Below are 25,862 nucleotides of genomic sequence, written 5' to 3'. Positions count from 1 at the left end.
AAATTTGATGAAGACGCTGGTCCCCGAACTTCGGTTCGGGGACCAGCGTCTTTTTGTTTTGCGTCACCTGCCGTTCACGTTGCGCCACCAACATCCCGAGGTATGGGGACAGTTGGAATGCTCAAGGCCGCCGGCATCGGACTCGGCGACGAGGTCATCGTGCCGGCCTACGGGAACGCCGACCTGGCCGACGAGGTCGTCCTCGCCGGAGCGCTGCCCGTGTTCGCGGACATCGACCCGGCGACGTACTGCCTCGACGCCACGGCAGTCGACGCCGTCGCCACGGCACGGACCGCCGCAGTGATCGTCGTCCACCGCTTCGGACGGCCCGCCGAGCTGGCGCAGTTGGGCGAACTCGGCCGTCGGCGCGGACTGCTCGTACTCGAACACGGAGAGAGCAGCGCACCGTACGGCGAAGTGGCACGGCGGCAGGCGCACGCCAAATACCTCGACGGCAGGCTCACCGGCGTGCGGACTCCCGAGCCGGCGCGCGGGCACACCTACCAGGAATACGTGGTGCGCGTGCCCGGGAACGGGCGGCCCGACCGGGACGCCTTCGCACGAGCCATAAGGGGCAAGGGAGTTGACTGCCGGGTTCCGGTGAAGACGCCCGTGCACCGGCTGCCCGAGTTCCGGCGGAACGTCGTACTGCCCGAGACCGAGCGGGCCGCCGACGAGACGCTCGCGCTGCCCATTCAGGGAAGCATGACGCGGCGGGAACTTCAGCGGCTCGTGTCCGCGTGCAATGCCCTCGGAGGACTGCTGCAGCCCGCGTTCTGAGCGTGCGAGCCACATGGTCAGAGGCACCCTTCGAAACGGGGTATGATCTATTCCGTTGCCACGCGGGAGACCGCGAGGACAACAGGCCCCTATAGCTCAGTCGGTAGAGCGTCTCCATGGTAAGGAGAAGGTCAGCGGTTCGATTCCGCTTGGGGGCTCGGAACAACAAGGAGGCCCCGCCCGGGAATTGGGCGGGGCCTCCTTCGTATGTCGGTGTCGGGGCGCGGGCCCGGCGCTCCGTTCAGTCCTGGTGGGGCTCCGGGACGCGCATCGCGAGGATCGCCATGTCGTCCGAAGGGGCGTCCGAGGCGAACCGCTCCACCGCGCGCATGATGCGGGACGCGACAGCGCCCGCAGTCAGACCCGTACACGTCGTGAGGACGTCGGCCAGGCCGTCGTCGCCCAGCATGCGGGTGCCCTCGCGGCGCTCCGTGACGCCGTCCGTGACGCACAGCAGGACATCGCCCGGGTCGAGCCTCGTCGTCTGCTCGTACAGCTCCAGGTCGTCCATCACGCCGAGGAGCGGCTGCGGTTCCGCGTACGGCTCGACCGTGCCGTCCTGGCGGAGGCGGAGCGGAAGCGGATGGCCGGCGCAGACGATCTTGAGGATCGCGGAGCCGTCCTCCTGCGGCCACAACTCGCCGTACAGGAGCGTGAGGAAGCGGCTGCGGGCGCCCTCGTCGAGGATCGCGGCGTTGAGGCGCTCCAGGACCGCAGGGCCGCCGAAGCCCTCGCGGGCCAGGAGACGGAGCGCGTGCCGGGCGAGGCCCGTGACGGCGGCGGCCTCCGGGCCCGTACCGCAGACGTCGCCGATGGCGAAGCCGTACGCGCCGTCGCGGATGGTGAACAGGTCGTAGAAGTCGCCGCCGACCTCATTGCCCTCGCCGGCCGCGCGGTAGATGACCTCGACCTCGACGCCGGGGACCTCCGGGAGCTCCGGGGGCAGCAGGCTGCGCTGGAGGGACTGGCTGATGGCCATGCGCTCCGAGTACAGGCGGGCGTTGTCGAGGGCGAGAGCGGCCCTGCGGGAGAGGTCCTCGGCGAGTTCCAGGATCTCCTGGCGGAAGTGCTCCTCGGTGGGCTTGCCGAGCGTCAGCATGCCGATGACGCGGTTGCGGGCGACCAGGGGGAGGACGACGGTCTCGCCGCCGACCGCGGCCGCCGTGGCGAGGGTCGTGCCGATACCGGTGCCGAGCTGGGGTGTCTCGCCGAGGCCGAGGGAGCGCATGGAGGAGCGCAGGGCGGCCTGGTGCGCGGCCCCGGCGGGGGCGCGCCACACGCGGGCGCCCGGCGTCGGGACGGGGTCGGGCGGGGCGATGCGGGAGAGCAGGGCCTTGAGGCCGTCGATGCGCTCCTCGTCCTCGTGCAGGACGTACGAGAGGTACGGCTCCGACGACTGGTCGGCGATCGTGTAGACCGCGCACCAGGTGGCGAGGGTGGGGACCGTCATCTGGGCCATGAGCGCCAGCGTCTGGTTGCGGTCCAGCGTGCCGGCCAGGAGGTCCGAGGCCTCCACGAGGAAGGAGAGCGAGCCCCTGCGCAGCCTCTCCAGCTCGCCGAGGCGGGCCGACTCGACGGCGAGGGCGATCCGGTCGGCGGCGAACTGGAGGCGCAGCGCCTCCTCGTTGGAGTACCGGCCGGGCGACTCCGCGGCGACGCCGAGGGAACCGGTGAGGCGGCCCTCGACCTTCAGCGGGACCGTGACGACGGAGCGCATCCCGGTGCCGTTGAGGAGCGGGGCGGCGCCGGGGACGACGGTGAGGTCCTCGTGCACGGAGGGCATCCGGGCGGATCCGTACCGTCCCGTTCCGGCTTCGACGGGGACGCGGGCGAAGCGCTGGCGGGCGGAGGGGAGGCCGGTGGAGGCGCGGACCTCCAGCTCCGTCTCGTCGTCGGTGGCGAGGAGCAGGAAAGCGGCGTCGCCGTCGAGCATGTCGCGGGCGCGCTCCACCGTGCGCTGGAGGAGGCCGTCGAGGTCGTCGGGTGCGGGGGAGCCGATGAAGGCGTCGAAGGGATCGGCGCCGGGCTTGCCGTCGGAGACGGAGGCGGCGTCGGGCGCCGGACCGCGCAACGGGGTCTGGAGCACGGCGCGTTCGTGATCGCGGACGAGGAGGCAGACCGTGGACGGCTCGCCGTCGGTGTCGCGTACCCGGAGGTGGGATGCGTAGACCGGGACGACGCGGCCGTCGGCGCCGCGGATGCCGTAACTGCCCTCCCAGCGCGAGAGTTGGAGGGCCTCGGCGATGCCGGTGCCGGTGCCGGGGGTGTGCGGCCAGGCGGCCAGGTCGGTCAGCGGCTTGCCGTTGACCTTTTCCGCCGCGTAACCGAACAGTGTCTCGGCGTCCTCGTTCCAGGCGGAGACGTTGCCGGTGCGGTCGATCTGGACGACGGCCACGCGGACCCGGGTGTCGGCCAGCGGCAGGAGGTCGTCGGCGATCTCGGGGCCTGCCGTGCGGGTGCCCACCGGGCGTTCCGGGAGGTCGAGTTGGAACCAGACCTGCTTGTGGGTGGAGGTGTACTCCACGCCCCAGCGGGCGGCGAGCGCGGCGCAGAGCTGCAGGCCGCGGCCGCCCTCGCGGTCGGGGCTGCCGATGGTGTGCGCGGACTGCTGGAGCGGGATCTCGCGTTCCGGGTAGCGGTCGGCGACCTCGATGCGGACGGCGTCCTCGGAGCGCAGGCACAGGACGTCGGCGGTGGTGCCGGCGTGCACGACGGCGTTGGTGACGAGCTCGCTGGTGAGGACGACCGCGTCGTCGACGATCTCGGCGTGGCCCCAGCCCTGCAGGGTGTCGCGGACGAACGTACGGGCGGACGCCACGGAGCGTCCGACGGGGTCGAAGGCGGCTGCCGCCCGCGCGGTGATCACAGAGCTCCTAGTTCGTGTGTCGACGCCGAGATCTCCCATGCCCATGCTGCGGCCGCCCCTCCGATGCGCGTCTGCCCGCCGTTGTGCCTTCCGCCGCCCAGGCCGGGCGTACCGGGGTGGTTGGACAGCCGGATGCCAGGTTACTTACCTTCGCGGTCTATGCGGATGCCGGTCGACAGTGTTTCCGCCCGGAGGGTGCGGGGACGCTGTGCAAAGCTGCCGAACTGTTATGGCCTGGTTCGGGCATGGTGAAACACTGGGCAGGCTCGGAAGTGAAGGTCCGGGCACCCCAGCAAGTGGTCGACCCCTGCGGGAGGGACACAGTGGAGTCTGGCGCGGCGGCGCGTGGTACTGGCACGCGCGCAAAAGGCGGCCCGTCCCGAAGCAAACAGCGAAGTGGGACCACCGCGGTCGACACCGCGGCTCTGAACCGGCTGCTCACGGCGCTCGTCGCGATGCGTGACGGCAATTTCCGGAAGCGTCTGACCGTCTCCAACGACGGTGTGATGGCCGAGATCGCGGCCGTGTTCAACGAGGTGGCGGACCGGAATCTGCACCTGACCGGTGAGCTGGCGCGGGTGCGGCGCGTGGTCGGGCGTGAGGGAAAGCTCACGGAGCGCCTGGAGCACGGCGCGGGCGAGGGTTCCTGGGTGGCGGCGATCGACGCGTCCAACGCGCTGGTGGACGATCTCGTACGTCCGGTCTCCGAGGTCGGCCGGGTGCTCTCCGCGGTCGCGGAGGGTGACCTGGAGCAGCGTATGGAGCTCAAGGCGCCCGCTCCCGACGGGGTGGCCCAGCATCCGCTGCGGGGTGAGTTCCTGAAGGTCGGCCGTACGGTGAACAACCTGGTCGATCAGCTGTCGCGGTTCACCGACGAGGTGACGCGGGTGGCCAGTGAGGTCGGTACGGAGGGCAAGCTGGGCGGCCAGGCCCGGGTGCGCGGTATGTCCGGTTCGTGGAAGGACCTCACGGATTCGGTCAACACCATGGCGTACCGCCTGACCGCTCAGGTGCGTGACATTGCTCTCGTCACGACGGCGGTGGCGAAGGGTGATCTGTCACGCAAGGTGACCGTCCATGTCGCGGGCGAGATGCTTGAGCTGAAGAACACCGTGAACACGATGGTGGACCAGCTGTCGTCGTTCTCGTCCGAGGTGACCCGGGTCGCGCGCGAGGTCGGCACCGAGGGCGAGCTGGGCGGTCAGGCGAAGGTGCCGGGCGTGGCCGGGGTGTGGAAGGACCTCACCGACTCGGTGAACCTGATGGCCGGCAACCTCACGGCGCAGGTGCGGGGCATCGCGCAGGTGACGACGGCGGTGGCGAGCGGCGATCTGTCACAGAAGGTGACGGTCAACGCACGCGGCGAGGTGGCCCAACTCGCCGAAACGATCAACCAGATGACGGAGACGCTGCGCACGTTCGCCGACGAGGTGACGCGCGTGGCGAACGAGGTCGGGGCCGACGGCCAGCTCGGCGGTCAGGCCAATGTGCCGGGCGCGGCGGGTACGTGGAAGGACCTGACGGACTCCGTCAACACGGTCTTCCGGAACCTGACGACGCAGGTGCGGGACATCGCGACGGTGACGACGGCGGTGGCCAACGGTGACCTGTCGCAGAAGGTCACCGTCGATGTCGCGGGCGAGATGCTGGAGTTGAAGAACACCGTCAACACGATGGTGGACCAGCTCTCGGCCTTCGGTTCCGAAGTCACGCGCGTGGCGCGGGAGATCGGTGTCGAGGGTGAGCTGGGCGGCCAGGCGCAGGTGGTCGGCGCGGCCGGTACGTGGAAGGACCTGACGGACTCGGTCAACACGGCCTTCCGCAACCTCACGGGCCAGGTGCGCAACATCGCCCAGGTGACGACGGCGGTGGCCAACGGTGACCTGTCGCAGAAGGTCACCGTGGACGTGTCCGGCGAGATGCTCCAGCTGAAGAACACCGTGAACACGATGGTGGACCAGCTCTCGTCGTTCGCCGACCAGGTGACCCGTATGGCCCGTGACGTGGGTACGGAGGGGCGCCTCGGCGGTCAGGCGCGCGTGGACGGCGTCAGCGGTACGTGGAAGGAGCTGACGGACTCCGTCAACTTCATGGCGGGGAACCTGACTTCGCAGGTGCGGCAGATCGCCCAGGTCACGACGGCGGTGGCCCGTGGTGACCTGTCGCAGAAGATCGACGTGGACGCGCGCGGCGAGATCCTGGAGCTGAAGAACACCATCAACACGATGGTCGACCAGCTCTCCGCCTTCGCGGACCAGGTGACCCGGGTGGCCCGCGAGGTGGGCACCGAGGGCCGGCTCGGCGGTCAGGCGCAGGTGCCCGGTGTGGCCGGTGTGTGGCGGGACCTGACGGACTCCGTGAACGGCATGGCCGGCAACCTGACGGGCCAGGTGCGGAACATCGCACAGGTGGCGACGGCGGTGGCGCGCGGTGACCTGTCGCAGAAGATCGACGTGGACGCGCGCGGCGAGATCCTGGAGCTGAAGAACACCCTCAACACGATGGTGGACCAGCTCTCCGCCTTCGCCGAGCAGGTGACGCGGGTGGCCCGCGAGGTGGGCACGGACGGCATCCTCGGCGGCCAGGCCGAGGTGCAGGGCGTGGCGGGTACGTGGAAGGACCTCACGCAGTCCGTGAACGGCATGGCGAACAACCTCACCTCTCAGGTGCGGAACATCGCCGAGGTCACGACGGCGGTCGCCAACGGTGACCTGTCGAAGAAGATCACCGTCGACGCGAAGGGCGAGATCCTCGAACTCGTCACCACGGTGAACACGATGGTGGACCAGCTGTCGTCGTTCGCCGAGCAGGTGACGCGGGTCGCCCGAGAGGTGGGCACGGAAGGCCAGTTGGGCGGTCAGGCGCGGGTGCCGGGGGTCATCGGCATCTGGAAGGACCTGAGCGACAACGTGAACCTGATGGCCAACAACCTGACCAGTCAGGTGCGGAACATCTCCCAGGTCGCCACGGCGGTCGCCAACGGTGACCTGACGAAGAAGGTCACGGTCGAGGCGCGCGGCGAGGTCGCGCAGCTCGCGGACACGGTCAACATCATGGTGACGACGCTGAGTTCGTTCGCCGACGAGGTGACGCGAGTCGCCCGCGAGGTGGGCACGGACGGCATCCTCGGCGGTCAGGCGCGGGTGCCGGGCGTGGCCGGTACGTGGAAGGACCTCACCGAGTCGGTGAACTCGATGGCGTCCAACCTGACCGGTCAGGTGCGCAACATCGCGATGGTGACGACGGCCATCGCCAAGGGTGACCTGACGAAGAAGATCGACATCGACGCGCGCGGCGAGATCCTGGAGCTGAAGACGACCATCAACACGATGGTGGACCAGCTGTCGTCGTTCGCCGAGCAGGTGACCCGGGTGGCCCGCGAGGTGGGCACCGAGGGCCAGCTGGGCGGCCAGGCACGGGTGCGTGACGTGGACGGCACGTGGCGCGACCTGACGGAGTCCGTGAACGAGATGGCCGGGAACCTGACCCGGCAGGTGCGCGCGATCGCGGCGGTCGCGACGGCGGTGACCCGCGGCGACCTGAACCTGAAGATCGACGTGGACGCCTCGGGCGAGATCCAGGTCCTGCAGGACAACATCAACACGATGATCGCCAACCTGCGCGACACCACGATCGCGAACAAGGAGCAGGACTGGCTGAAGGGCAACCTCGCCCGTATCTCCGGTCTGATGCAGGGCCGCCGCGACCTGGAGGACGTGGCGGGCCTGATCATGAGCGAGCTGACGCCGGTGGTGTCGGCGCAGCACGGCGCGTTCTTCGTGGCGCAGCCCACGGACGACGGCGCGGAGCTGGCGGTCGAGGAGGACGAGGAGGCGTACGAGCTGCGGATGCTGGGCAGTTACGGCTACTCGATGGGCTCGATGCCCACGTCGTTCAAGCCCGGCGAGACGCTGATCGGCACGGCCGCCACGGAAAAGCGCACGATCCTGGTGGAGAACGCCCCGAGCGGCTACCTGAAGATCGCCTCGGGGCTCGGTGACGCGCCGCCGGCGCAGGTGATCGTGCTGCCGGTGCTGTTCGAGGGCAAGGTGCTCGGCGTGATCGAGCTGGCCTCGTTCCAGCCGTTCACGCAGATCCAGCGGGACTTCCTCAGCCAGATCGCCGAGATGATCGCGACGTCCGTGAACACCATCTCCGTCAATACGAAGACGGAGGTGCTGCTGATGCAGTCGCAGGAGCTGACCGAGCAACTCCGGGAGCGTTCGGCCGAGTTGGAGAACCGGCAGAAGGCGCTGCAGGCCTCCAACGCGGAGCTGGAGGAGAAGGCCGAGCTGCTCGCCCAGCAGAACCGCGACATCGAGGTGAAGAACACCGAGATCGAGGAGGCGCGGCAGGTCCTGGAGGAGCGTGCCGAGCAGCTGGCGATCTCGATGCGCTACAAGTCGGAGTTCCTGGCGAACATGTCGCACGAGCTGCGCACACCGCTGAACTCGCTGCTGATCCTCGCCAAGCTGCTCGCGGACAACGCGGAGGGCAACCTCTCGCCGAAGCAGGTCGAGTTCGCGGAGACCATCCACGGGGCGGGCTCGGACCTGCTGCAGCTGATCAACGACATCCTGGACCTGTCGAAGGTCGAGGCGGGCAAGATGGACGTCTCGCCGACGCGGATCGCCCTCGTACAGCTGGTGGACTATGTGGAGGCCACGTTCCGGCCGCTGACGGCGGAGAAGGGGCTCGACTTCTCCGTACGGGTGTCGCCGGAGCTGCCCGCGACGCTGAACACCGACGAGCAGCGGCTCCTTCAGGTGCTGCGCAACCTGCTTGCGAACGCGGTGAAGTTCACCGAGAGCGGCGCGGTCGAGCTGGTGATCCGGCCGGCCAACTCCGATGTGCCGGACGGCATCCGGGAGCAGCTGCTTGAGGCGGGCTCGCTGCGGGAGGCGGGCGCGGACCTGATCGCGTTCTCGGTGACCGACACCGGGATCGGCATCGCGGGCAGCAAGATGCGGGTGATCTTCGAGGCGTTCAAGCAGGCGGACGGCACGACGAGCCGCAAGTACGGCGGTACGGGCCTCGGCCTGTCGATCAGCCGGGAGATCGCGCGGCTGCTCGGCGGCGAGATCCACGCGGCGAGCGAGCCGGGCCGCGGCTCGACGTTCACGCTGTACCTGCCGCTGCACCCGAGCGAGCTGCCGCCGCAGGGCTACTCGCAGCTGCCGCCGGTGCTGCCGGCCGGGGTGCACTCGGTGAAGGCGGCGCTGCCCCCGGTGCCGGAGGAGGACGAGGCTCCCGTCGTGGAGGAGAGCGCGCCCGCGCCGGCCGTGGAGCCGCAGGCGCCGACGGCGACCTCCGGGACGCTGTTCCGGCGGCGCCGGCGCAGCGTGCAGGCCCCGGAGCAGCGCCCCGCACTGCCCGGCCAGCCGGCGCCCGGTGGCTCCTCGGCCGCGTCCCAGCCGGCGGCCGAGCCGTGGCCCGCGGAGGAGGCGGAGGAGGACGCGCGCCCGACGTTCCACTTCGGCGGCGAGAAGGTCCTGATCGTCGACGACGACATCCGGAACGTGTTCGCGCTGACGAGCGTCCTGGAGCAGTACGGCCTGTCCGTGCTGTACGCGGAGAACGGCCGGGAGGGCATCGAGGTCCTGGAGCAGCACGACGACACGACGCTGGTCCTGATGGACATCATGATGCCGGAGATGGACGGCTACGCGACGACGACGGCGATCCGCAGGATGCCGCAGTTCGCCGGGCTGCCGATCATCGCGCTCACCGCGAAGGCGATGAAGGGCGACCGGGAGAAGGCCATCCAGTCCGGTGCGTCCGACTACGTCACGAAGCCGGTCGACCCGGATCACCTTCTTTCGGTCATGGAGCGGTGGATGAGCGGAGAGTGAGCTTTCGTAGGGTATTCACGGACAGAGCAGGCGCAGTTGCTGACTGAACGTGGCCGATTCCGTGTAAGGCTGCGGGAATCGGGGAACTTTCCCGGCTCCCGCGCCGTTTCAGCTACGGGCACAGTGACATCGCGGTGACAGGGTGTGGCGACGAGTGGGGTGCGGCTACCATGACCGGCACAAGGACGGGCGGCGAGACGGAGTCGTCCCCAGGGGCGGCGACCGGTGCTCAGCCGGGGCGAGGAGGACGGGCCATGGTGCAGAAGGCCAAGATCCTCCTGGTCGATGACCGGCCGGAGAATCTGCTTGCGCTGGAGGCCATCCTCTCCGCGCTCGATCAGACGCTGGTGCGGGCATCGTCCGGGGAGGAAGCGCTCAAGGCACTGCTCACGGACGACTTCGCGGTGATCCTCCTTGACGTGCAGATGCCCGGCATGGACGGCTTCGAGACCGCCGCGCACATCAAGCGCCGTGAGCGGACCCGGGACATCCCGATCATCTTCCTCACGGCCATCAACCACGGCCCCCACCACACCTTCCGCGGGTACGCGGCGGGCGCGGTGGACTACATCTCGAAGCCCTTCGACCCGTGGGTGCTGCGCGCCAAGGTCTCGGTTTTCGTCGAGCTGTACATGAAGAACTGCCAACTCCGGGAGCAGGCCGCCCTGCTGCGCCTCCAGCTGGAGGGCGGCGGCAAGCCCGCCGTCGGCGACGCGCAGGAGCCCACCGGGCTGCTCGCCGAGCTCTCCGCCCGCCTCGCCGCGGTAGAGGAGCAGGCGGAGGCGCTGTCCAAGCAGCTCGACGACGACTCGGCGGACGCCGCGGCCGTCGCCACCGCCGCGCACCTGGAGCGCAAACTGACCGGCCTGCGCAGGGCACTTGACGCCCTGGAGCCCGGCACCGACACCGGCGCGCCCACGCTCCCCACGCAGAACTGACCGCGGCACCCCGGCCGCTGAACGCACGTCAGGCGCCGGAGCGCGCACGGCCGACACGAACGGGTGAAGCGGTGGGCACACGTGTCCGCCGTGCCCCGCGCAGGTAACCTCACCCTCATGGCCTCACGTCCGTCCGCAGCCAAGAAGGCGCCCGCGAAGAAGGCGGCCGCCCCCAAGAAGGCTCCGGCTAAGAAGGCCGTGGCGAAGAAGGCGCCCGCGAAGCCGACAAAGCCCGCGAAAAAGGCCCCCGCCAAGAAGGCGGCGGCGAAGAAGCCCGCGCCCCAGCCCGCCCCCAACCCCACCGGGGGCGTGTACAAATTCGCGCGCGCCTGCTGGCTCGGCCTCGCCCACGCCGTCGGAGCGGTGTTCCGCGGCATAGGGCGCGGAGCGAAGGGACTCGACCCGGCCCACCGCAAGGACGGCCTGGCGCTGCTGCTCCTCGGCCTCGCGCTGATCTGCGCGGCCGGCACCTGGTCGAACCTGCGCGGCCCCGTCGGTGACCTCGTGGAGATGCTCGTCACCGGCGCCTTCGGCCGCCTCGACCTGCTCGTGCCGCTGCTGCTCGGCGCCATCGCCGTACGCCTCATCCGCCACCCCGAGAGGCCCGACGCCAACGGGCGGATCGTCATCGGCCTGTCCGCGCTCGTCATCGGCGTGCTCGGCCAGGTCCACATGGCGTGCGGATCGCCGGGGCGCGGCGAGGGCACCGAGGCCATCAGGGACGCGGGCGGACTGATCGGCTGGGGTGTGTCCCGGCCGCTGGTCTTCGCGATGGGCGAGGTCCTCGCCGTACCGCTGCTCGTGCTGCTCACCGTCTTCGGTCTGCTCGTCGTCACCGCGACGCCCGTCAACGCCATTCCGCAGCGCCTTCGGCAGCTCGGCGAGAAGCTGGGCATCGTCCAACCGGACGTCGTGGACGAGCAGTTCGGCGAGTTCAGCGACGACGACGCGCGCTACGAGGACCAGTGGCGCGAAGCCCTGCCCGCCAAGCCGAAGCGACGCACCCGCCAGAGCCCCCCGGACGCGTACGACGCCGAGCACGCCGAGGAGGAGGCGCTCGGCAAGCGCCGCGGCCGGCCCCGACGCCCCAGCGCGCGGCCCGACTTCGACAAGCCGATGGACGCCGTGGACGTGGCCGCCGCGGCCGCCGCCGCACTCGACGGCGCGGTCCTGCACGGCATGCCGCCCTCGCCGCTCGTCGCCGACCTCACCCAGGGCGTCTCACCCGCCGAGCGCCCCGAGGAGACCACGCCGACGCCGGTCCCGACGGCCCGCGGCGCGCAGAAGAAGCCGGCCTCCGCGGCCAAGGACACCGGCACCGACACCGGCACCGACACCGACACCGACGAGCGTTCCGTCCCCGACCTCACCAAGGCCGCCCCCGAGGCGCCCCGCGAACTCCCGCCGCGCGCCGAGCAGTTGCAGCTCTCCGGCGACATCACCTACGCGCTGCCCTCCCTGGACCTGCTCACCCGAGGCGGTCCCGGAAAGTCCCGCAGCGCCGCCAACGACGCGGTCGTGGAGTCGCTGTCCACCGTCTTCACCGAGTTCAAGGTCGACGCCGCCGTCACCGGCTTCACCCGCGGCCCGACGGTCACGCGGTACGAGGTCGAGCTCGGCCCCGCCGTGAAGGTCGAGAAGATCACGGCCCTGACCAAGAACATCGCGTACGCCGTGGCCTCGCCCGACGTGCGGATCATCTCGCCGATCCCCGGCAAGTCCGCCGTCGGCATCGAGATCCCCAACACCGACCGCGAGATGGTCAACCTCGGCGATGTGCTGCGCCTCGCCGACGCCGCCGAGGACGACCATCCGATGCTGGTCGCGCTCGGCAAGGACGTCGAGGGCGGCTATGTCATGGCGAACATGGCGAAGATGCCGCACATCCTCGTCGCCGGCGCCACCGGCTCCGGTAAGTCCTCCTGCATCAACTGCCTGATCACCTCGATCATGGTGCGCGCGACACCCGAGGACGTCCGGATGGTCCTGGTCGACCCCAAGCGCGTGGAACTCACCGCGTACGAGGGCATCCCGCACCTCATCACCCCGATCATCACCAACCCCAAGCGGGCCGCCGAGGCGCTGCAGTGGGTCGTACGCGAGATGGATCTGCGCTACGACGACCTCGCGGCGTTCGGGTACCGGCACATCGACGACTTCAACCAGGCCGTGCGCGAGGGCAAGCTGAAGACGCCCGAGGGCAGCGAGCGCGAGCTGCAGCCGTACCCGTACCTGCTGGTGATCGTGGACGAGCTGGCCGACCTGATGATGGTGGCGCCGCGGGACGTCGAGGACGCGATCGTGCGGATCACGCAGCTCGCGCGGGCCGCCGGCATCCACCTGGTGCTCGCCACCCAGCGGCCCTCCGTCGACGTCGTCACCGGCCTGATCAAGGCCAACGTGCCGTCCCGGCTCGCCTTCGCCACCTCCTCCCTCGCCGACAGCCGCGTCATCCTCGACCAGCCCGGCGCCGAGAAGCTGATCGGCAAGGGCGACGGCCTGTTCCTGCCGATGGGGGCGAACAAGCCGAGGCGGATGCAGGGCGCCTTCGTCACCGAGGCCGAGGTCGCTGAGGTCGTGCAGCACTGCAAGGACCAGATGGCGCCCGTCTTCCGCGAGGACGTCACCGTCGGCACCAAGCAGAAGAAGGAGATCGACGAGGACATCGGCGACGACCTCGACCTGCTCTGCCAGGCCGCCGAGCTGGTCGTCTCCACCCAGTTCGGGTCGACCTCGATGCTGCAGCGCAAGCTGCGCGTGGGCTTCGCGAAGGCGGGCCGGCTGATGGACCTCATGGAGTCGCGGAACGTCGTCGGACCCAGCGAGGGATCCAAGGCTCGTGACGTTCTTGTGAAGCCTGACGAACTGGAGGGAGTGCTCGCGGTGATCCGCGGGGAGGCTCAACCGTAGAAACACGTCAGCCGAGACTCCACCGGAAGGATTCGGCAGGCAACCGTTTCCCTTTCCCGTACGTCAAGTTGGAAAGAGTTGGGGAGGGTGACGGAGGGTGCCCCACCGCTGGTTCGCCACTGGTGGGACCGGCCATACCGATGGCGTAACCACTGCATCCGCCCGCTTGCCCCACCCTTTCGTACCCCCCATAGACTGAACCTCCAGCAGGTGGCTGCACGCTCGAAAGGCGCCCTCGTGTCCATCGGCAACTCTCCTGAAGAAGTCGGCAACTCCCCTGAAGAAGACCGTCCTTCGATCCACGAAGACGACCGGCCTTCGGTCGGCCGTGCCCTCCAGCAGGCGAGAATCGACGCGGGCCGCACCGTCGAAGAAGTCAGCGCGGCGACGCGGGTGCGCGTCCCGATCGTGCACGCCATCGAGCAGGACGACTACTCCCGCTGCGGCGGCGACGTGTACGCGCGCGGCCACGTCCGCACCCTCGCCCGCGCCGTCGGCATCGACCCCGAACCGCTCCTCGCGCAGTACGCCGCCGAGCACGGCGGGCGGCCCGAGCCCACGCCCGCCGCACCGCTCTTCGAGGCCGAGCGCATCCGGGCCGAACCGCGGCGGCCCAACTGGACCGCGGCCATGGTCGCCGCCATCGTCGCGGTGATCGGCTTCGTCGGCTTCACGCTCTTCAACGGCGGGGACGACGGCCAGGGTTCCAAGAACCCGGTCGCCGAGGGCTCCCCGTCGAGCGGCGACACCGAGTCCAAGCCCGCCCCCAACAAGCCGGCCGACCCCAAGCCCGATCCGACGGACAGCGCGATCGCGGGTGCCCCGAAGGACAAGGTCACCGTGATGGTCAGCGCCACCGAGGGCCGCAGCTGGATCTCGGCGAAGGACCACAACGGCGCGATCATGTTCGACGGCCTCCTGGAAGAGGGGCAGTCCAAGTCCTTCACGGACAAGCAGAAGATCGACCTCGTGCTCGGTGACGCAGGAGCGATCAAGCTCTTCGTCAACGGCAGGGAGGTCAAGGACGAGTTCCAGCCCGGCCAGGTCGAGCGCCTGACGTACACCCGCGGCGACAACCGCGGAGTCTCCGAGGTCGGCTGACCCCGCACCCCGCCGAGAGGCCCGGTTCCCTTCGGGGGCCGGGCCTCGGGCATGCCGTACGGCCTCAGCGGGCGGCCGCCGGGCCGCTCGCGTACCGCCGGGAACCTCGCGGCAGGAGGGCCGGCGGGGACGAAGTACGCTTGACCCCATGCCCGAACGCCGTACCGTCGCTCTCGTCACTCTTGGCTGCGCCCGTAACGAGGTGGACTCGGAGGAGCTCGCAGGCCGCTTGGAGGCGGACGGCTGGCACCTCGTCGAGGAAGCCTCGGACGCCGATGTAGCCGTCGTCAACACCTGCGGATTCGTCGACGCCGCCAAGAAGGACTCCGTCGACGCCCTCCTCGAAGCCAACGACCTCAAGGACCATGGCCGCACCCAGGCCGTCGTCGCCGTGGGCTGCATGGCCGAGCGGTACGGCAAGGAGCTGGCCGACGCCCTGCCCGAGGCCGACGGCGTGCTCGGCTTCGACGACTACACCGACATCTCCAGCCGCCTCAACACCATCCTCAGCGGCGGCAGCGTGGAGGCGCACGCCCCGCGCGACCGCCGCAAGCTGCTGCCCCTCAGCCCCGTCGAGCGGCAGGACGGCGCGGACGGCGTGGCCCTGCCCGGCCATGCGCAGGCCCCGCAGGAGCCGGCCCCGGAGGAGCAGCCCGCCGACCTGCCGGAAGGACTGGCTCCGGCGTCCGGGCCGCGCGCCCCGCTGCGCCGCCGCATGGGCAGCTCGCCGGTGGCCTCCGTGAAGCTGGCCTCGGGCTGCGACCGCCGCTGCTCTTTCTGCGCCATCCCCTCCTTCCGCGGCTCGTTCATCTCCCGCCGCCCCAGCGACGTACTCAACGAGACCCGCTGGCTCGCCGAGCAGGGCGTCAAGGAGGTCATGCTGGTCTCCGAGAACAACACCTCGTACGGCAAGGACCTCGGGGACATCCGGCTTCTGGAGGCGCTGCTGCCCGAGCTCGCCGAGGTCGACGGGATCGAGCGGGTGCGGGTCAGCTACCTCCAGCCCGCCGAGATGCGGCCCGGGCTCATCGACGTGCTGACGTCCACGCCGAAGGTCGCGCCCTACTTCGACCTGTCCTTCCAGCACTCCGCGCCCGGCGTGCTGCGCGCGATGCGGCGCTTCGGCGACACCGACCGGTTCCTGGAGCTGCTCGACCAGATCCGCGCCAAGGCCCCGCAGGCCGGCGCCCGGTCCAACTTCATCGTCGGCTTCCCCGGCGAGACCGAGGAGGACGTGGCCGAGCTGGAGCGCTTCCTGAGCGGGGCCCGCCTGGACGCGATCGGCGTCTTCGGGTACTCCGACGAGGACGGCACCGAGGCCGCCACGTACGGGAACAAGCTGGACGAGGACGTCGTCGCCGAGCGCCTCGCGCGGATCTCGCGGCTGGCCGAGGAGCTGACCGCGCAGCGTGCCGAGGAGCGCATCGGGCAGACGCTGCACGTCCTGGTCGAGTCGCTCGACGGCGAGGACGGCGCCTTCGGCCGGGCCGCGCACCAGGCGCCCGAGACGGACGGCCAGGTGGTGTTCGCGGACGGTGCGGGCTTGACTGTCGGTCGTATGGTCGAGGCGAAGGTCGTCGGAACCCTGGGTGTCGACCTGGTGGTGGAGCAGGTTTCCGAGCAGGTTTCTGAGGAGGCGGGCAGATGACCGGAGTCCCGGCATCGGCGGCGGGTGGCACCGGCCGGCAGCCGGCACCCGGCGGCAAGCTGGGCGCTGCGGCCGTCAACCAGGCCAGCCTGTGGAACATCGCGAACATCCTGACGATGGTGCGGCTCGTGCTCGTGCCGGTCTTCGTCGCGCTCATGCTCGCCGAGGGCGGGTACGACCCGGCCTGGCGCTCGCTCGCCTGGGCCGCCTTCGCCGTCGCCATGATCACCGACGTCTTCGACGGCCATCTGGCGCGTACGTACAACCTGGTCACCGACTTCGGGAAGATCGCCGACCCGATCGCGGACAAGGCGATCATGGGCGCCGCCCTGATCTGTCTCTCCTCGCTCGGTGACCTGCCGTGGTGGGTGACCGGGGTGATCCTCGGCCGCGAGCTCGGGATCACGCTGCTGCGTTTCTGGGTGATCCGCTACGGCGTGATTCCGGCCAGTCGCGGCGGCAAGCTGAAGACGCTCTCGCAGGGCATCGCCGTCGGGATGTACGTCCTCGCGCTGACCGGGCCGCTCGCCACGCTGCGGTTCTGGGTGATGGCCCTCGCGGTCCTCCTGACGGTCGCCACCGGCCTCGACTACGTCCGCCAGGCGATCGTGCTGCGCCGCCAGGGGCGGGCCGCGGAGGCCGCCGGGGAGCGCTCGGCGTGACCTCCTCCAGGGCGGCCGAAGTGCTGGGGCTGCTCGCCCGGCACGGCCGGACCCTGGCGGTCGCCGAGTCCCTGACCGGCGGACTCGTCGCCGCGGAGCTGACCTCCGTGCCCGGCGCATCGGCCTCCTTCCGCGGCTCGGTGACCGCGTACGCGACGGAGCTCAAGCAGCGGCTGCTCGGCGTCGACGGGACCCTCCTGGAGAAGCGCGGAGCGGTCGACTCCGATGTCGCGCGACAGATGGCACGAGGAGTGCGCGCGACGCTCGGCGCGGACTGGGGGATCGCCACCACGGGCGTCGCGGGACCCGAACCGCAGGACGGCAAGCCCGTCGGAACCGTGTACGTCGCAGTGGCCGGTCCCAGCCACCGGGGCGGCGACGGACTTGTCAAAGTCGTCGCACTGCGGTTGAACGGCGATCGTTCGGAAATCCGTAGGGAGAGTGTACGGAGCGTGCTCGACCTGCTCGCAGACCAACTCCTCGCCGACGGACAGGCGAACGATCTGGCACAGGGTCGGGCACAGGATACGGAACAGAACGGGGGGAATTGATGTTTGCAGCCCTGAGTGAACACGACATCGCTCCCCGCACGGCCGTCGCGCAAGGCGGTACGGTGGGGCGTGAAGGATGCGGCTACGCGGTCCGAGGAGGGAGCCACCGATGATTCTGCTCCGTCGCCTGCTGGGTGACGTGCTGCGTCGGCAGCGCCAGCGCCAGGGCCGTACTCTGCGCGAAGTCTCCTCGTCCGCCCGAGTCTCGCTCGGCTATCTCTCCGAGGTGGAGCGGGGGCAGAAGGAGGCGTCCTCCGAACTGCTCTCCGCGATCTGCGACGCGCTTGACGTACGGATGTCCGAGCTCATGCGGGAAGTGAGCGATGAGCTCGCGCTCGCCGAGCTGGCCGAGTCGGCCGCCGCGGGCGATACCGCGCCGGTCCGCGAGCCGGTGCCTGCGGTGCCGGGTGTGCCCGGGGTGCCTGTGTCTGCCGGAGTGCGTCGTCCCATGCTGAATTCGGTGTCCGTGACGGGTGTGCCACCCGAGCGCGTGACGATCAAGGCCCCCGCGGAAGCGGTGGATGTCGTAGCGGCCTGAGCCGGCCGAGGCGCGTGCTTGCCTGGCTCCTGACGCCTGACGCCTGGCTCCGCGATCTGCTTGGCGCTTGGGTTTTCGAAGGCCCCGACCGGGCCCCGACCGGGTTTCCGGTCGGGGCCTTTGGCTTTGGGTGGCGGTGGTGTGGTCGGTGGTGTGGTGCTGGTGTGGCGGTGGCGTGTGGAGTCCGCGCTGTGGGCTGACTGTTGCGGAGGGTGGTCGCCGGGTCGCTCGAAGTGCCCGGTTTTAGGGCTCTGTGGGATGGTTGACGGAGCGGTCGGTCGAGGGAGCGGCCGGTCGAGGGGGCGGTCGCCGGCCGTCCATCCCATCCGTGCGTCTGGGAGAACTCGTATGTACGTCGTGAAGAGCCCGTTGTCCGACGCCGACCCGCAGACGGTCGGCGAGGCCTTGCAGGGCGCCCTGGTCGACCTCGTGGATCTGTCGCTGGTCGCCAAGCAGGTGCACTGGAACGCCGTCGGCCCCCGGTTCCGCTCCGTGCACCTGCAGCTCGACGAGGTGGTCGACCCTGCGCGGCTGCACTCCGACACCGTCGCGGAGCGGGCCGCCACGCTCGGGAGTTCGCCGGACGGCAGGTCGGCGGCGGTCGCGCGGAGCGGCGGGTTCGGCGGGGCGCGCGTCCACGAGCGTCTGCATGGCGTCCGCGTCCAGGCGGCGAACGGTTGAGACCGCTGGGCGGTTCCGCTCGCTGAACGCCGTTGTGCAGGTGGGGGGTTGATGTACTTCTGATGCTTCTGATGCATCTGATGTCGCCTGTGCGCCGCCCGCCCGTCGGGTGATCGCGCCGTGGGTGCGGCGTCGGCCGGAGGAGGCTGCCATGACGTGGCTCGGGCGGGAAGCGGGAGCGGGCTCGCTGCGGGGTGTGGTCCTCGCGGTCGGGGCGCTGGTGCTCGGGGCGGCGTGGTGGTGGGCCGCGTTGCGGCTCGCGCTCGTGCCGGGCCGTACGGGCGTCGTGGAGGGCGCGGTCTTCGCCGGGGGCTGGGGGCTGAGCGTGCTGCCGGTGCACTGTGTGCCCTTCGCGCACGCGGTGAGCGCGCGCCGGCGGGCGCGGCAGGAAGCGGCGCGCTGGCGGGCCGAGGCCGCGCGCTGGCGCGCCGGGGCGGGACGGTTGCGGCGCGCCGGCGCACGTGCGGTCACCAGGGCATGGCGACGCCGCCGTTGGGGCGGAGGATCTGGCCCGTCGTGAACGCCGCCGCGTCCGAGGCCAGATGCAGCACCGCGTGCGCCACGTCCTCGGGCGTCCCGACCCGGCCGAGCGGCGACATCCGGGACATCAAGTCCGCGGTGTGCACCTGCACTTCGTCGTTGTTGCGCCGCTCGGTCATGGGGGTACGGATCCAGCCCGGCGCGACCGCGTTGACGCGGATGCCGTGCGGCCCGACCTCGGTGGCCAGGGTCTTGGTCAGCTGGACGACCGCGGCCTTCGCGGCTCCGTAACAGAGGAGTCCGGGGCCGCCCGTGTCGACGGCGCCCGAGGCCATCGTGACGATCGAGCCGGGGCGGCCCGCGCCGATCATCGCCCGGGCCGCGGCCTGGCAGGCGTACAGAACGCCCTTGAAGTTGATCGCCAGGACGCGGTCCAGGTCCTCGTCGGTGGTTTCGAGGACGGGGCTGCTGTGCATGACGCCGGCCACGGCCGCCAGCGCGTCCAGGCCGTCCTCCCGTTGTGCGGCGCGGATCGCGTTCTCCACCTGTGCCCGGTCTGAGACGTCCAGCGTGTGCGTACGGGCGGTGCCGCCCGCGCTCTCTATGACGCTCGCCGTGTCGTGCAGCCCTTGGGCGTCGCGGTCCGCGCAGTGCACTACGGCGCCTGCTTCGGCGAACAGCACGGCGGTCGCCCGCCCGATCCCGCTCGCGGCACCGGTGACGAACGCGGTACGGGCGGTCAGGTCTTGGGCGGAGTGGGGGGTTTGGGTGGTGCGGGGGTTTTGATCGGTGTGGGTGGTGTGGGTGGTGTGGGTGGTGTGGGTGGTGTGGGCGGTATGTGAGGTGGATGCCGGCATGGTCGGACGGTACGAATTATCTGACGGGGCGTCAATTGATGAGGGGGGATGGCTGGGGGCGGGGGTTCAGTTGGCGGCTGAGGGTGTCAATTGGTGGGGTGGTGACTCGTGTTCGGAGTTCGCGAGGGTGCTGCCGGGCCCTGCTGGCAGCTGGGGCACCAGTACGTGACGCGGCCCCGGTTCTCGGCCTCGCCGCCCTGTTCCGCCGAGCGCACCGGGGTGCCGCAGCGCAGGCAGGGGCGTGGGGCGCGGCCGTACACGTACAGCCGCTGGTCGCGGCGGCCCGTCGTGGAGCGGTCCGGGCGGTCGCGGTTGGCCTCCAGGATCCGCTTCGCCGCCGCGACCAGGCGTACGGGCACGTCCTCGGGCAGCTCGCCGACCGGGAGCCAGGGCGTGGCGCGGGCCAGGAAGCACAGCTCCGACTTGTAGATGTTGCCGATGCCCGCGAGGTTGCGCTGGTCGAGCAGGGCCTCGCCGAGGGGGCGGGCGGGGTCCGCGAGGAGGTTGCGCACGGCCTGGTCCGGGTCCCAGTCGGGGCCGAGCAGGTCGGGGCCGAGGTGGCCGACGGCGCGGTCCTCGTCCGCGGTGCGCAGCAGTTCCAGTACGGGGAGCCGGTACCCGACGGCCGCGTGGCGGGCGGTGCCGAGGATCACGCGGATCTGGTGGGCGGGGCCGCCGCGCCAGCGCTCGCCCGGCGCGTACACCTTCCATGAGCCGTCCATGCCCAAGTGGGTGTGCAGGGTCAGGCCGCCCTCCACGCGGGTCAGCAGGTGCTTGCCTCGCGGGGTGACATCCAGGACGGCCCGGCCGGTGAGGTCCGCGGTGGCGTATTTCGGCACGCGCAGGTCGGAGCGGGTGAGGACGTCGTCGGCCAGCGCGTTGTGCAGCCGGCGGGCCGCCTGGTGGACGGTGTCTCCTTCGGGCATGGGGTCATCATCCTGGGGGTCGGGTGAGTTGCCGGGTGTGTTGGTGGTGGGGCGGCCTTTCGGTGGCGGTGGCGGTGGCGGTGGCGGTGGCCGTTGGGGACGGTGGGGACGGTGGGGGTGGCGGTGGCCGTTGGCGACGGTGCGGGTTGGGGGCGGTGTGGCGGTCGGCGGACCTGTGGGTCGGTGGATTCGGTGGATTCGGTGGGTGGGGCGGTGGGTCGGTGGGGCGGTGGTGCCGCCGGTGGCGCTGGTGGGTGGGGTCTGTCCGTCAGGCGCGGAGGCGGAGGCCTCTTGGGGTGGCGATGAAACCTGCTCCTTCCAGCAGGGCGCCGTGGGGCGAGGTGAGCGCCGCCGTGCCGTTGATCCGCTCCACGGTGACCGTGCCCAGTGCGCCCGCGCGTGCGGCCGAGGCGAGTGCTTCGGCTGCCGTGTGGAGGCGGGTGTCGTCCGGGGACGTCGGGTCGTCCGGGTCGGTCGGCCAGGCGAGCAGGGTCTTGCCGCCGCGCTCCATGTACAGGGCGAGTTCGCCGTCCACCAGGACGACCAGGGAGCCGGCCTTGCGGCCCGGTTTGTGGCCCGCTCCCGTGGGCGGCTCGGGCCAGGGCAGGGCCGCGCCGTAGGCGTTCGCCGGGTCCGCTGCGGCCAGGACGACCGCGCGCTCGGCGCCTGCCGGGGCCTCCCCGCGGTCGCGTGCGTTGGCAGCGGCCCGCAGCCGGTCCACCGCGCCGTCCATCGCGAACTGAGCGGCGCCCAGGCCCTCCACCACGTACCCGCGGCGCGCCTGCCCGCTGTCCTCGAAGGCGGACAGGACGCGGTACGTCGCCGAGAAGCCGCCCTCCACGCCCTCGGCGCCCACCGCGCCGCGCGTCACCACGCCGTGCCGGTCCAGGAGGGTGCGGGCCAGAGCGTGCGCGCGCCGGGTCGCGTCGGGCTCGTGGCCGGGGAGCAGCGACCAGCGGCCGGCGACCGTGGGCGGTCCCGTACGGGAGACCGGGCGGGCGCCGGTGCGCGCGGCGGCCGTGAGTGAGCCGTACCGCCCGCGCGGGACGTTGCGTCTGGCGCGGTGGGCCGTGGAGCCCGCGGTGCGGCCGGAGCCGAGGAGGGCGCGCATGGGGGCGAGGGTGTCGTTGGTGAGCCGCCCGGACCAGGCGAGCTCCCAGAGCGCGTCCGCGAGTTCCGGGTCGGTGGCCTCCGGGTGGGTGGTGGCGCGGACCTGGTCGGCGATCTGACGGAAGAACAGTCCGTACCCGCCCGAGAGTGCGGTCAGGACGGACTCCTGCAGGGCCGTGATCTCCAGAGGGTGGGGCTCGGGGAGCAGCAGGGGCGCGGTGTCGGCGAGGTAGAGGGAGACCCAGCCGTCCTTGCCGGGCAGGGCGCCCGCGCCGGCCCACAGCACCTCGCCGGTGGTGGTGAGTTCGTCGAGCAGCGCCGGGGTGTAGTCGCGCACGCGGGACGGAAGGATCAGTTTCTCCAGCGCGGACGCGGGCACGGACGCGCCCTGCAGTTGCTCGATGGCGCGCACCAGGCCGTCGATGCCCCGCAGGCCGTGGTTGCCCACGTGCTGCCACTGGGGGAGGAAACCGGCGAGCGCGGCCGGCGGCACCGGTTCCAGTTCGTGCCGGAGTGCGGCGAGGGAGCGGCGGCGGAGCCGGCGCAGCACCGTGGCGTCGCACCACTCCTGACCGATCCCGGCCGGGTGGAACTCGCCTTGTACGACCCGGCCGTTGGCCGCGAGCCGGTGCAGCGCGCCGTCCGTGACGGCGGTGCCGAGGCCGAAGCGGGCGGCTGCCGTGGCAGAGGTGAACGGGCCGTGCGTGCGCGCGTACCGCGCGAGGAGGTCGCCCAGGGGGTCCTTGACCGGTTCGGTGAACGCCTCCGGTACGCCGACCGGCAGGGCCGTGCCGAGCGCGTCGCGCAGCCGGCCGGCGTCCTCGATCGCCGCCCAGTGGTCGGCGCCCGCGATACGGACCCGGATGGCGCGGCGGGCCCCGGCCAGCTCCTCGGCCCAGTGCGGTTCGGCGCCGCGCAGCGCCAACTCCGCGCCGGTGAGCGGGCCGAGGACGCGCAGCAGGTCGGCGACGCCTTCGGCGTCCTTGACGCGGCGGTCGTCGGTGAGCCACTGCAGCTCGCGCTCCAGCTCGGTCAGGACGTCCGCGTCGAGCAGTTCGCGCAGCTCCGCCTGGCCCAGCAGTTCGGCCAGCAGCCGGGAGTCCAGGGACAGGGCGGCCGCGCGGCGCTCGGCGAGCGGGGAGTCGCCCTCGTACAGGAACTGCGCCACGTACCCGAACAGCAGGGAGCGGGCGAACGGGGACGGCTCCGGCGTGGTGACCTCGACCAGGCGGACGCGGCGGGAGTCGATGTCGCCCATCAGCTCGACCAGGCCCGGTACGTCGAAGACGTCCTGGAGGCATTCGCGGACCGCTTCGAGGACGATCGGGAAGGAGCCGAACTCGCTCGCGACCTCCAGAAGCTGGGCGGCGCGCTGGCGCTGCTGCCACAGCGGAGTGCGCTTGCCGGGGTTGCGGCGCGGCAGCAGCAGCGCGCGGGCCGCGCATTCGCGGAACCGGGAGGCGAACAGGGCGGAGCCGCCCACCTGGTCCGTGACGACCCGGTCGATCTCGCCCTTGTCGAAGGCGACGTCCGCCGCGCCCACCGGCGCCTGCTCGTCGTCGTACTCAAGGCCGGGTTTGGCCGGGTCCTGATCGAGCAGGTCGAGGCCCATCAGGCCGGCGTCGGGCAGGCGCAGGACCAGGCCGTCGTCGGCGTGCATCGCCTGGGCGTCCATGCCGAAGCGTTCGCTGAGCTTGGCGCCGAGGGCGAGCGCCCACGGGGCGTGCACCTGGGCGCCGAAGGGGGAGTGGACGACGATCCGCCAGTCGCCCAGCTCGTCGCGGAAGCGCTCCACCACGATCGTGCGGTCGTCGGGCACGTGGCCGCAGGCCTTGCGCTGCTCGTCGAGGTACGACAGGACGTTCTCGGCGGCCCACCGGTCGAGGCCCGCCGCGGCGAGGCGGTGGTGGGCGTCCGCCTCGCTCAGGCCGCCGATCTCGCGCAGGAACGCGCCCAGCGCACGGCCCAGTTCGAGCGGACGGCCCAGTTGGTCGCCCTTCCAGAACGGCAGTCGGCCGGGGACTCCGGGGGCGGGGGAGACCAGGACGCGGTCCCGGGTGATGTCCTCGATGCGCCAGGAGCTGGTGCCGAGGGTGAAGACGTCCCCGACGCGGGACTCGTACACCATCTCCTCGTCCAGCTCGCCGACGCGCCCGCCGCCCTTCTTCGGGTCGGAACCCGCGAGGAACACTCCGAACAGGCCGCGGTCCGGAATCGTGCCCCCAGAAGTGACGGCCAGACGCTGCGCTCCCGGGCGGCCCGTGACCGTGCCCGCCACCCGGTCCCACACCACGCGCGGGCGAAGCTCGGCGAACGCGTCCGAGGGATAGCGCCCGGCGAGCATGTCCAGGACGGCCGTGAACGCCGACTCCGGCAGGGCCGCGAACGGCGCCGCGCGGCGCACGACCGCCAGCAGGTCGTCCACCTGCCAGGTGTCCAACGCGACCATGGCGACGAGCTGTTGGGCCAGCACGTCCAGCGGATTGGCCGGGACCCGCAGCGACTCGATGGCGCCGGACCGCATCCGCTCGGTGACGACCGCGGACTGCACGAGATCGCCCCGGTACTTCGGGAAGACCACGCCCGTGGAGACCGCCCCCACCTGGTGGCCGGCGCGGCCCACCCGCTGCAGCCCCGAGGCGACCGAGGGCGGCGACTCGACCTGCACGACCAGGTCGACCGCGCCCATGTCGATGCCCAGCTCCAGGCTCGACGTGGCGACCACGGCGGGGAGCCGGCCCGCCTTGAGGTCCTCCTCGACGAGGGCGCGCTGCTCCTTGGAGACCGAACCGTGGTGGGCGCGCGCGAGGACCGGCGGTGCACCCTTGGCCGCACCGGACTCGGCCATCAGCTCGGCGGGCGAGTGGTCCTCGGGCAGGGGCTCGCCGGTCGCCCGCTCGTACGCGATCTCATTGAGGCGGTTGCACAGGCGCTCCGCCAGGCGGCGGGAGTTGGCGAACACGATCGTCGAGCGGTGCGCCTGCACCAGGTCCGCGATGCGCTCCTCCACATGCGGCCAGATCGAGGGGCGCTCCCCCTGTGCGTCGTCGGCGTCGCTCGCCGGGGAGCCGCCCAACTCGGCCAGATCCTCGACGGGCACGACTACCGACAGGTCGAACTCCTTGCCCGACGGCGGCTGCACGATCTCCACCCGGCGCTGCGGCGACAGATAGCGCGCGATCTCGTCCACGGGGCGCACCGTCGCGGACAGGCCGATACGGCGGGCAGGGCGCGGCAGCAGCTCGTCCAGCCGCTCCAGGGACAGCGCCAGGTGCGCGCCGCGCTTGGTGCCCGCCACCGCGTGCACCTCGTCCAGGATCACCGTCTCGACGCCGGCCAGGGCCTCGCGGGTGGACGACGTCAGCATCAGGAACAGCGACTCGGGCGTGGTGATGAGGATGTCCGGCGGCTTCGTGGCGAGGGAGCGGCGCTCGGCGGCCGGGGTGTCACCCGAGCGGATGCCGACCTTCACCTCGGGCTCGGGCAGGCCGAGGCGCACCGACTCCTGCCGGATGCCGGTCAGGGGCGAGCGGAGGTTGCGCTCCACGTCCACCGCGAGGGCCTTGAGCGGTGATACGTACAGGACGCGGCAGCGCTGTTTCGGGTCGGCGGGCGGCGGCGTGCTCGCGAGGCCGTCGAGCGCGGACAGGAACGCGGCCAGGGTCTTGCCGGAGCCGGTGGGCGCGACGACCAGCACGTCCGAGCCCTCGCCGGTCGCCCGCCATGCGCCCTCCTGGGCGGATGTGGGCGCGGAGAAGGCTCCCGTGAACCAGCTGCGGGTCGCGGGTGAGAACGAGTCGAGCGCTGTCCGTGCCATGGTCCCCATCGTGCACCGCCCCACTGACAATCGCCCCGACCTGGGCAAACGAGGGCCGGCGGGTGGCCTGCCCGCCCGGTGGCGCGGCCGTCGGAGGGGCCGTGAAGCGGCGCGTCGAGGGCTCGCCGCCGCTTTGCGAGAATGC

At 71.4% G+C, this 25,862-nt stretch carries 14 protein-coding genes, 1 tRNA gene and 1 pseudogene; 12 read left to right on the top strand and 4 right to left on the bottom strand.

Annotated elements, in window-relative coordinates:
* Nucleotides 1-102 precede the first annotated feature (102 nt).
* On the top strand, nucleotides 103-780 hold the full coding sequence (locus tag QIS99_RS09455) for a DegT/DnrJ/EryC1/StrS family aminotransferase (protein WP_282512319.1): 678 nt from the start codon (nucleotides 103-105) through the stop codon (nucleotides 778-780).
* An 85-nt stretch (nucleotides 781-865) separates the two neighbouring features.
* Nucleotides 866-938, top strand: a tRNA-Thr gene (locus QIS99_RS09450).
* Nucleotides 939-1,021: 83 nt separating this feature from the next.
* On the opposite strand, the gene QIS99_RS09445 is transcribed toward QIS99_RS09450, so the two are convergent.
* A complete protein-coding gene (locus QIS99_RS09445; protein ID WP_282512317.1) occupies nucleotides 1,022-3,691 on the bottom strand; it encodes a SpoIIE family protein phosphatase in 2,670 nt (889 codons plus the stop codon).
* Between the two features lie 278 nt (nucleotides 3,692-3,969).
* On the opposite strand from QIS99_RS09445, the gene QIS99_RS09440 reads away from it, so the two are divergent.
* From QIS99_RS09440 to QIS99_RS09395, 10 genes and pseudogenes are all read left to right on the top strand, one after another.
* Nucleotides 3,970-9,498, top strand: a complete 5,529-nt coding sequence (locus QIS99_RS09440) for a HAMP domain-containing protein (protein ID WP_282512315.1) — start codon at nucleotides 3,970-3,972, stop codon at nucleotides 9,496-9,498.
* 254 nt (nucleotides 9,499-9,752) lie between these two features.
* Complete coding sequence (locus QIS99_RS09435; protein ID WP_282512311.1) at nucleotides 9,753-10,436, top strand: response regulator; 684 nt, start codon at nucleotides 9,753-9,755, stop codon at nucleotides 10,434-10,436.
* A 117-nt stretch (nucleotides 10,437-10,553) separates the two neighbouring features.
* Nucleotides 10,554-13,346, top strand: a complete 2,793-nt coding sequence (locus tag QIS99_RS09430; RefSeq protein WP_282512309.1) for a DNA translocase FtsK — start codon at nucleotides 10,554-10,556, stop codon at nucleotides 13,344-13,346.
* Between the two features lie 210 nt (nucleotides 13,347-13,556).
* Nucleotides 13,557-14,447 (top strand): helix-turn-helix domain-containing protein, encoded by an 891-nt coding sequence (locus tag QIS99_RS09425; RefSeq protein ID WP_408909512.1) that lies wholly within the window; start codon nucleotides 13,557-13,559, stop codon nucleotides 14,445-14,447.
* A gap of 148 nt (nucleotides 14,448-14,595) precedes the next feature.
* The gene (gene rimO / locus QIS99_RS09420; RefSeq protein ID WP_282512307.1) at nucleotides 14,596-16,095 is read left to right on the top strand and encodes a 30S ribosomal protein S12 methylthiotransferase RimO; all 1,500 of its coding nucleotides are present in this window, start codon (nucleotides 14,596-14,598) and stop codon (nucleotides 16,093-16,095) included.
* Nucleotides 16,092-16,757 (top strand): CDP-diacylglycerol--glycerol-3-phosphate 3-phosphatidyltransferase, encoded by a 666-nt coding sequence (gene pgsA, locus QIS99_RS09415; RefSeq protein WP_282512305.1) that lies wholly within the window; start codon nucleotides 16,092-16,094, stop codon nucleotides 16,755-16,757. The genes rimO and pgsA overlap by 4 nt, the downstream gene beginning before the upstream one ends.
* Nucleotides 16,754-17,308 (top strand): CinA family protein, encoded by a 555-nt coding sequence (locus QIS99_RS09410; protein WP_282512303.1) that lies wholly within the window; start codon nucleotides 16,754-16,756, stop codon nucleotides 17,306-17,308. Before pgsA ends, QIS99_RS09410 begins: the two co-directional genes overlap by 4 nt.
* 109 nt (nucleotides 17,309-17,417) lie before the next feature.
* Complete coding sequence (locus tag QIS99_RS09405; protein WP_282512301.1) at nucleotides 17,418-17,846, top strand: helix-turn-helix domain-containing protein; 429 nt, start codon at nucleotides 17,418-17,420, stop codon at nucleotides 17,844-17,846.
* Between the two features lie 348 nt (nucleotides 17,847-18,194).
* Nucleotides 18,195-18,470, top strand: a pseudogene (locus QIS99_RS09400) (Dps family protein); the annotation flags it as partial.
* Nucleotides 18,471-18,678: 208 nt separating this feature from the next.
* The gene (locus QIS99_RS09395) at nucleotides 18,679-19,047 is read left to right on the top strand and encodes a hypothetical protein (protein WP_282512299.1); all 369 of its coding nucleotides are present in this window, start codon (nucleotides 18,679-18,681) and stop codon (nucleotides 19,045-19,047) included.
* Here the strand turns inward: QIS99_RS09395 and QIS99_RS09390 are convergent.
* The 3 genes from QIS99_RS09390 to QIS99_RS09380 form a co-directional block, all read right to left on the bottom strand.
* Nucleotides 18,995-19,864 carry an SDR family NAD(P)-dependent oxidoreductase gene (locus QIS99_RS09390; protein ID WP_282512297.1) on the bottom strand — a complete coding sequence of 290 codons (870 nt, stop codon included), beginning with the start codon at nucleotides 19,862-19,864 and terminating at the stop codon, nucleotides 18,995-18,997. The two genes, QIS99_RS09395 and QIS99_RS09390, sit on opposite strands and share 53 nt — an antisense overlap.
* 86 nt (nucleotides 19,865-19,950) lie before the next feature.
* Entirely contained in the window at nucleotides 19,951-20,790 is an 840-nt protein-coding gene (locus tag QIS99_RS09385) for an Fpg/Nei family DNA glycosylase (RefSeq protein WP_282512294.1), read from the bottom strand.
* Between the two features lie 268 nt (nucleotides 20,791-21,058).
* Complete coding sequence (locus tag QIS99_RS09380; RefSeq protein ID WP_282512292.1) at nucleotides 21,059-25,717, bottom strand: ATP-dependent helicase; 4,659 nt, start codon at nucleotides 25,715-25,717, stop codon at nucleotides 21,059-21,061.
* Nucleotides 25,718-25,862: the final 145 nt, after the last annotated feature.

Source organism: Streptomyces solicavernae (assembly GCF_029968095.1).
GTDB classification, from domain to species: domain Bacteria; phylum Actinomycetota; class Actinomycetes; order Streptomycetales; family Streptomycetaceae; genus Streptomyces; species Streptomyces solicavernae.
Note: the sequence above shows the minus strand (reverse complement) of the source record. Positions and strands in the feature narration are given on the sequence as shown.